Raw genomic sequence first — 333 nt, forward strand, 5'->3', positions numbered from 1 at the left:
GTGCTGAAGCGTCTGCACGTACCGCTGATTTGCATGACCAGCCGACCGGAAAGCAGCATGGCGCGTGCGGCGGATATTCACCTGTGCGTGAAAGTGCCTAAAGAAGCCTGTCCGCTGGGGCTGGCGCCGACCTCCAGCACAACCGCCGCGCTGGTGATGGGCGATGCCCTTGCCGTTGCGCTGCTGGAAGCCCGCGGTTTTACGCCTGAAGATTTTGCCCTGTCTCATCCCGGCGGCGCGCTCGGGCGCAAACTGCTGCTGCGGGTTAACGGTATTATGCACCCCGGAGATGAGATCCCGCACGTGAGCAAAGAGGCCTCTTTGCGCGACGCG

1 protein-coding gene is annotated in these 333 nt (G+C 63.1%); it reads left to right on the forward strand.

Annotation, left to right across the window (positions count from 1 at the left end):
• Positions 1-333 (forward strand): SIS domain-containing protein (locus tag RTW80_RS28130; RefSeq protein ID WP_312721401.1); only part of this gene is annotated, 333 nt, incomplete at both ends.

Source organism: Escherichia sp. AM3 (assembly GCF_032029835.1).
Taxonomy (GTDB): Bacteria; Pseudomonadota; Gammaproteobacteria; order Enterobacterales; family Enterobacteriaceae; genus Escherichia; species Escherichia coli.